The sequence below is a fragment of the Campylobacter concisus genome, from assembly GCF_002914195.1.
Lineage (GTDB): Bacteria > Campylobacterota > Campylobacteria > Campylobacterales > Campylobacteraceae > Campylobacter_A > Campylobacter_A concisus_M.
Genome location: NZ_PPAU01000095.1, coordinates 61,360 through 68,723 on the forward strand (window position 1 = coordinate 61,360; position 7,364 = coordinate 68,723).

The window sequence follows — 7,364 nt, forward strand, 5'->3', positions numbered from 1 at the left end:
AAAATGAGAACAAAAAAAGATATTTTAGAGATAAAAACAAGACTTCTAGAAGAGTTTAAAGACGCCAAAAGTGAGCTTAAATTTAGAAATTTATATGAGCTACTTGTCTGTGTCATGCTCTCAGCCCAGTGCACTGATAAAAGAGTAAATTTAATAACTCCGGCTTTATTTGAAGCGTATAAAGATGTCTATGAGCTAGCTAGCGCAAATTTAGCAAGCCTAAAACTAATGATAAACTCGTGCAGCTTTTTTAATAACAAGGCTGTAAATTTAATCAAAATGGCAAACAGCGTGGTTGAGCTTTATAATGGAGAAATTCCGCTTGATGAAGAGAAGCTAAAAGCGCTTGCTGGAGTTGGACAAAAGACCGCTCATGTCGTACTTTTAGAAGCTACAAATGCAAATGTTATGGCTGTTGATACGCATGTTTTTAGAGTGGCGCACAGACTTGATCTTAGCCATGCAAAGACGCCAGAAGCCACTGAAGCTGATCTTAGCCATGCCTTTAAAACAGATCTTGGTAAGCTTCATCAAGCCATGGTGCTTTTTGGGCGCTACACCTGTAAAGCCAAAAAACCGCTTTGCCATGAGTGTATTTTAAATGATCTTTGTAACAGTAAGGACAAGATTATTTAATCTTCTCAAGCTTTGCTAGAAAATTTTTAGCATCTATAAAACCGATAGTTCTAAGAAATTTTAGCTCATCGCCACCACTAAATAACAAGAGTGCTGGCGGATCAATAAGCCCAAAATTTCTTAGCATCTCATCATTTTGTGATCCGCCATTTGTTACATCGATACGAATAAGTGCAAAATTTGCCAAAGCATCCATAACATCACCATCTTTAAAAGTGATCTTTTCTATCTCTTTGCAGCTTACACACCAATCAGCATAAAAATCTACTAAAACGGGCTTGTTTGAGTTTTTTATTATCTCATTTAGTTCATCTAAATTTTTAACGGAATTAAATTTTAACGCACTATCACTTTTTGCTAAATTTAGTCCAGAAAGCGGAGAAAAAGCCTCCTTTGAGCCTAAAAATGAACCAACTATTAACATAACTGAATATATAAAAACTAGGATAAAAAACGCTTTTTTAAACTTAGCCCAGCTTTGCTCTGCTACTTCAAATGCCCCAAAATAAACCGCCATAAAAACGCCTATAATGCCATATCCTAATAGCTCAAAAAATTCTCCAAGCACACGCGAAAGGATCCAAATCGCCATTATGAGCATTAAAAAACCAAAGATTTTTTTCACTTCACCCATCCAACTACCAGGTTTTGGCAAGAGTTTTCCAGAGCTTAGCCCGATAATAATTAGTGGCACGCCCATGCCAAGCCCCATGACAAAAAGCATAATGCCACCATAAAAGATATTTCCACTTTGGGCAATATAAAGAAGTGCGCCAGCTAATGGTGCTGCAACGCAAGGCGATACGATGAGAGCTGAAGCAAAACCCATAATAAAAATTCCAACATAGCCTGAACTATTTTGCGATTTTTTACTTATCAAATTTTCAAATTTTGCTGGCAATTTTATATCATAAAATCCAAACATGCTAAAGCTTAAAATGACAAAAATGGCCGCAAAAGTGCCAAGTACATAGATATTTTGCAAAGCTCCTGCGATACCAAAGCCAAGTAGGCTAGCTGCCACTCCAGCTAATGCATAAGCTAGGCTCATCGCGACAACATAAATAAATGATAATAAAAAGCCTTTTTTTGCATTTAAATTAGCACCTTTTGATACGATTATGCTTGAAAGTATCGGTATCATCGGAAAGACGCAAGGTGTTAGTGAAAGCAAGAGACCATAACCAAAAAAAGTAAGAAGCGAGATAAAGAAATTTTTATCTCCAAGCCCATTTGCAATATCTTGCTCGCTAGAAAATTCTTCAGCAAAGCTATCAGTATCGTTTTTTTGCTCTTTTTTAAAAGTAGCGATACTAAATTTTCCAGCTTGGTTAGTTATCTCATAAATTTTGCTTTGTGGACGGTAGCAAATGCCGTTTTTAGCACAGCCTTGATAGCTAATGTCAAGTATTGCTTTGCCATTTGAAAGATTTTCTTTTACCAAATTTAATGGGATAAAAATCGAAAAATCTTTTGGATAAATTTCATATTCTCCCGTATTTTCACTACTTGGCAAATTTAATAGCTCATTTATCTTTTTGCCAGCTAGCTTAATCTCAAAACTCTCTTTATAAAGATAGATATTTTCACCAAAGTTAAACTTCACTTCAACATTTTGACTATCAACGCTTGGAGTTAAAACAAAGGCTTTGCTAACATCTAAAACCTCGGCAAAAAGCGAGCCTGCAAATAAAATAAACGAAAAAACAAATTTTAAAAACATACTAATCCTTGCTAAATTAAAAAGATGATTTTAGTCTAAATTCCTAAATTTATTCTATTTTATTGTAAAATCGTGAAAATATGTGAAATTTTAAAGGAGCAAAGATGTCAAAAGACAAAAAACGCCAAAAAGGCGAGAAACTTGGCTATGAGGAAGAGCTTAGACTACTTCAAATTGAACTTTTAAAATTTCAAAATTACGTAAAAGAAAAAGGCCTTAGAGTACTCATGCTAATGGAAGGGCGCGACGCGGCCGGCAAAGGAGGAACGATAAAACGCCTAACTGAGCATCTAAATCCAAGAGGTTGCCGTATAGTAGCGCTTGCTAAGCCAAGTGATGTCGAAAAAACGCAGTGGTATTTTCAAAGATATGTGACTCATCTGCCAAGTGCTGGAGAGATCGTGATCTTTGATAGAAGCTGGTACAATAGAGCTGGTGTTGAGCCAGTGATGGGCTTTTGCACGCAAGCAGAGCATAAGGAATTTTTACGTGAAGTGCCAAAATTTGAAGAGATGATCATAAACTCCGGCATAATTTTCTTTAAAATTTATCTTTCAATCACAAAAGATGAGCAGAAAAAACGCTTCAAAGAGAGACAAAATGATCCGTTAAAGCAGTTTAAAATTTCACCCGTTGATCAAAAAGCACAAGAACTTTGGGATCAATACTCTATCGCTAAATATTCTATGCTTCTTGCCTCTCACAATAGCATTTCGCCATGGGTTATCGTCTCAAGCGATAACAAAAAAGAAGCTAGGCTAAATGTCTTTAAATTTATCCTAAGTCACGTTGAATATCCAAAAAAGATAAATGACTACTTGGAATTTGACAAAAACGTCGTAAGAGACGGAAGTGAAGAGATAAAACGCATAGAAGAAGGGCTAAATAAAGATAAGTTAAAGAGTATCGATTAAAGAATTTTTAACTTCTAGCTAGCGATTTGCTTAGATTTGTTAGCTAAATTTTTAAGCCCACCACATTACTTTTGCTAAAATGACCATTATCAGGCAAAGCACTAGAGCTATTAAATGTGAAAATTTACCAAATGGATCAGGCTTTTTTAAAATAACGACATTAAAAACAGAGATAAAAGTTACAAGGCACATTATAAGTAAAACAAAAATTTTTACAAGCAGTAGCTTTTGAAAGTTGCTTTGCCACCAGCCAAGCTCGCCTCCAAAATAGTCTTTTGCCATATAAGCACCACTTATTAAAAGCAATAAAAATGCCGTGCCAAAAACCTTTGCACTACCTTTTGTATAGGCTTTTTTAACTATTTCAAGGGTTTTAGCATCAACCATTTTTTTAGCAAACGGATATATGCAAACATCGAAAAATACGTATCCTATAAATACAATGGCACAGATTAAATGAGTAATCAAAAAAAATAAGTACATTTTTTAGCCTTTTTTGTTTGGCATTATATAAATTTTAACTATTTAAATTACTTATTTTGAATCAATTTTAAGAATTTATGAAGATAAATTTATAAAAGAGCAAGGCAAGCGCCCTGCTCTAGGAGTTTTACTCGACTTCAGCGTCTATAACGTCGTCGTCTTTTTTATTATTTCCGCCGTTTGCTCCAGCGTTTTTATCTTTTTTATACATAGCTTCTGCTAGTTTGTGGCTAGCTTTGCTTAGAGCTTCTACTTTAGCATCGATTTGCTCTTTTGAAGAATTTTCATCTTTTAAGACCTCTTTTAGATCGTTTAGCGCAGCTTCGATGTTACTTCTATCCTCAGCTGGAACTTTCTCGCCAAGCTCGCTCATGCTTTTTTCAGTTTGATGAACTAGTGCGTCAGCTTGGTTTCTAGCTTCAACTGCGTCTTTGCGCTTTTTGTCCTCTTCTTTATGAAGCTCAGCATCTTTTACCATGTTATTTATCTCTTCTTCGCTTAAGCCGCTTGATCCTGAGATAGTGATGTTTTGGGCTTTGCCAGTAGCTTTATCTTTCGCTGAAACGGTTAAAATTCCGTTTGCGTCGATGTCAAATTCAACTTCGATTTGAGGCACACCTCTTGGAGCCGCTGGGATGCCCTCTAAGTTGAAGTTACCAAGTGATTTATTGTCCCTTGCAAACTCACGCTCACCTTGTAAAACCATGATAGTAACGGCACTTTGGTTATCTTCAGCAGTTGAGAAGACTTGACTTTTTTTAGTTGGTATAGTTGTACCTTTTTCGATGATCTTAGTCATAACGCCACCAAGTGTCTCGATACCAAGGCTAAGTGGAGTAACGTCAAGAAGTAGCACGTCTTTAACGTCACCTTTTATAACCGCACCTTGGATCGCAGCACCGATAGCCACGACTTCATCTGGATTTACGCTCTTATTTAGCTCTTTGCCAAATGCCTTTTTAACCTCTTCTTGAACAAGTGGCACACGAGTTGAACCACCGACCATTACGACCTCTTTGATATCACTCTTGCTTAGACCTGCGTCTTTGATGACTTCATTTATCTTAGTGATAGTCTCGCCCACAAGTGAGTCGATCATACCTTCAAATTTAGCGCGAGTTAGCTTTTTGACAAGGTGTTTTGGACCAGTCGCATCAGCTGTGATAAATGGTAAATTTATCTCAGTCTCTTGAGCTGAGCTTAGCTCTTTTTTAGCATTTTCAGCTGCTTCTTTTAAGCGTTGAAGCGCCATGATATCACCTTTTAGATCGATACCAGTTTCGTTTTTAAACTCGCTTACTAGCCAGTCAATTATCTTGTTATCAAAGTCATCGCCGCCCAAGAATGCGTTACCACCAGTTGCTAAAACTTCAACGATATTATCGCCAGTTTCTAGTACTGTAACGTCAAATGTACCACCACCTAGGTCATAAACTAAAATTTTCTCAGCCTCTTTTTTATCAAGACCATAAGCAAGTGCAGCTGCTGTTGGCTCGTTGATGATACGAAGTACGTTTAGTCCTGCGATCGTTCCAGCCTCTTTTGTAGCCTTTCTTTGACTATCATTAAAGTAAGCTGGCACAGTGATAACCGCATCTGTTACCTTTTCACCAAGATATGCTTCAGCGTCTTCTTTTAGTTTGATAAGAATTTTTGCTGAAATTTCTTGTGGAGTATAGATCTTGCCAGCGATCTCAACTGCGCAAGCACCGTTTCTATCTACAACGTGATATGGCAAGCGAGCCTTTGCCTCTTCAGCATTTTTTTCATTGCTCATCAAACCCATGATACGTTTGATAGAATATATCGTTTTTTCAGGGTTTGTAACTGCTTGACGTTTTGCAACGTCACCTACTAGAATTTCACCTTTGTCTGTAAAAGCAACAACAGATGGAGTTGTGTTTTTACCCTCTTTGTTTGGGATAACTTTGCTCTCGCCGCGCTCAAAAACGCTCACACAAGAGTTTGTTGTACCTAAGTCTATACCTATAACTTTTGACATATTTTTCCTTTATTAGATTTATTTTTTAAATTTAGTTTGCCACACTGACCATAGCTGGGCGCAAAACCCTACCATTTATCATATAGCCTTTTTGTAAAGCTTGTACGATTTGACCGCTCTGCTTCTCTTCACTATCGACCCTTAAAACGGCATTATGCACATTTGGATCAAACTCGGCATCAGTTGCAATCTCGCTCACACCATGCTTTTCAAAACATTTCTTGAACTGATTTATCGTTATCAAAATGCCCTCTTTGATCTTTTTAGCAAATTCATCATCCTCTGGGTCAAAATTTGCAGCGATCTCAAGCGCATCGATGACTGGTAGCAAGTCCCTTGCAAATTTCTCATTTGCATAGCTTGCAACGTCTGCTTTCTCTTTTTCATAACGCTTTTTGATATTTTCAAACTCAGCATTTGCTCTATAATATTTATCAGTTATCTCCCCGAGCTCTTTTTCAAGTTTTTCAACCTTTGAAATATCGCCAAGTGCGTCCAAATTTACGCTATCATTAGCTAGTTCTTGCACAGGCTCAACCTCAGGTAGGTTTTGCTCTTTTACCTCTTCGCTCACGCAGCCTCCTTTATTAAATTTATAAATTTTACATAGTCAGTATAAATACTGCCAGCACAGATCATCTGTGCTTCGTTACCAAGATAGTTTGCACTAAATTTAAGTCCCATAAAATTTTCATCAAACATAGGAGAAAATGTAAGTTTCTCATCCATTTGCAAGCTAAAACTTGGGTCAAAAACCATCTTAAAGCCTCTATCCTTAAACATATCAAAGGCTAAAATTTCATTTTCTTGGAAGTAAATTTTAGTCCTTTTAAGCTCTCTTATCTTGTTTTTTAGTTCGCTTAAGCCAACTTGAGAGCAGATAAGCTCAAGCTTGTCTAAACTAACTCCGATAAGGTTGTTTAAAAATTTATACATCCTAGCATCAAATTTGATGACGATCTCATCGCCACTAAAATTTAAAACCAGATACCTATCATTTAAATTTAAAATTTCTAGCAACTCCTTATCGATCGTGCCAAAAATCATACAATAAAGCTCAAATTCATCACATAACTTTTTCAATCCTTCGGCATCATTTATCTCTAAATTTATATCACTTATAGCAAAAATTTCACTCCAATATCTTCTCATCGCAGCGATTGTTGGTATCCGACCGCCACTAATGTGAAGCTTTGTGATCTCACCTTCATCTGAAAGTTTTTTAAAATAAACGCGTATCGTAGAAGCCGGAATAGCCGCGCTCATACGAGAGCCAAGCTCATTTGAACCAATAGGCATATTATCCTGCAAATAAGCCTCAATGATAGAATTTAGTATCAAATCACGTTTATTTGTTTTACTCATTTTTAGCACTCTTTCTTTTTAATTGCTAAGCGGATTATACAACTTTAGTTTGTCAATGTCAAGTATTTAAGTTAAAATAATTTATTTATGTATCTTTAGTCTGTATAACTAAGCTTATTTAATATTAATTGTATAAGCCTTTCCGAAAATAAAATTACAAAAAATAATTAAACAAACTTAAAAGTCTTTTATATTACCTCTATGTTCTAATATTTTTATACGTTTTTACGTATTAATATAT

General features: G+C 36.1%; 7 protein-coding genes. 2 read left to right on the forward strand and 5 right to left on the reverse strand.

The window, feature by feature from the left end; translation table 11 throughout:
- The first annotated feature begins 3 nt into the window (after positions 1 to 3).
- Positions 4 to 636 carry an endonuclease III gene (gene nth, locus CYP28_RS05940; RefSeq protein ID WP_103593483.1) on the forward strand — a complete coding sequence of 211 codons (633 nt, stop codon included), beginning with the start codon at positions 4 to 6 and terminating at the stop codon, positions 634 to 636.
- Here the strand turns inward: nth and dsbD are convergent.
- Positions 629 to 2,359 carry a protein-disulfide reductase DsbD gene (gene dsbD / locus CYP28_RS05945; RefSeq protein ID WP_103593484.1) on the reverse strand — a complete coding sequence of 577 codons (1,731 nt, stop codon included), beginning with the start codon at positions 2,357 to 2,359 and terminating at the stop codon, positions 629 to 631. The genes nth and dsbD overlap by 8 nt on opposite strands.
- Positions 2,360 to 2,463: 104 nt before the next feature.
- Here dsbD and ppk2 point away from each other — a divergent pair, with 104 nt between their 5' ends.
- A complete protein-coding gene (gene ppk2 / locus CYP28_RS05950) occupies positions 2,464 to 3,273 on the forward strand; it encodes a polyphosphate kinase 2 (RefSeq protein ID WP_103593485.1) in 810 nt (269 codons plus the stop codon).
- Between the two features lie 51 nt (positions 3,274 to 3,324).
- Here ppk2 and CYP28_RS05955 read toward each other — a convergent pair whose 3' ends face one another.
- The 4 genes from CYP28_RS05955 to CYP28_RS05970 form a co-directional block, all read right to left on the reverse strand.
- Positions 3,325 to 3,756, reverse strand: coding sequence for a trehalose-6-phosphate synthase (locus tag CYP28_RS05955; protein WP_103593486.1), 432 nt, complete (start codon positions 3,754 to 3,756; stop codon positions 3,325 to 3,327).
- A gap of 127 nt (positions 3,757 to 3,883) precedes the next feature.
- Positions 3,884 to 5,758: a molecular chaperone DnaK gene (gene dnaK / locus CYP28_RS05960; RefSeq protein ID WP_103593487.1), complete on the reverse strand. Its 1,875-nt coding sequence runs from the start codon at positions 5,756 to 5,758 to the stop codon at positions 3,884 to 3,886.
- A 31-nt stretch (positions 5,759 to 5,789) separates the two neighbouring features.
- Positions 5,790 to 6,332, reverse strand: coding sequence for a nucleotide exchange factor GrpE (grpE, locus tag CYP28_RS05965; RefSeq protein ID WP_103593488.1), 543 nt, complete (start codon positions 6,330 to 6,332; stop codon positions 5,790 to 5,792).
- On the reverse strand, positions 6,329 to 7,123 hold the full coding sequence (locus tag CYP28_RS05970) for an HrcA family transcriptional regulator (RefSeq protein WP_103593489.1): 795 nt from the start codon (positions 7,121 to 7,123) through the stop codon (positions 6,329 to 6,331). The genes grpE and CYP28_RS05970 overlap by 4 nt, the downstream gene beginning before the upstream one ends.
- Positions 7,124 to 7,364: the final 241 nt, after the last annotated feature.

What these genes read in the sequence shown, in the direction of transcription:
- CYP28_RS05970 (WP_103593489.1), bottom strand. Translation starts at nt 7,123, where the DNA reads ATGAGTAAAACAAATAAACGTGATTTGATACTAAATTCTATCATTGAG.
- dnaK (WP_103593487.1), bottom strand. Translation starts at nt 5,758, where the DNA reads ATGTCAAAAGTTATAGGTATAGACTTAGGTACAACAAACTCTTGTGTG.
- dsbD (WP_103593484.1), bottom strand. Translation starts at nt 2,359, where the DNA reads ATGTTTTTAAAATTTGTTTTTTCGTTTATTTTATTTGCAGGCTCGCTT.
- nth (WP_103593483.1), top strand. Translation starts at nt 4, where the DNA reads ATGAGAACAAAAAAAGATATTTTAGAGATAAAAACAAGACTTCTAGAA.
- CYP28_RS05955 (WP_103593486.1), bottom strand. Translation starts at nt 3,756, where the DNA reads ATGTACTTATTTTTTTTGATTACTCATTTAATCTGTGCCATTGTATTT.
- ppk2 (WP_103593485.1), top strand. Translation starts at nt 2,464, where the DNA reads ATGTCAAAAGACAAAAAACGCCAAAAAGGCGAGAAACTTGGCTATGAG.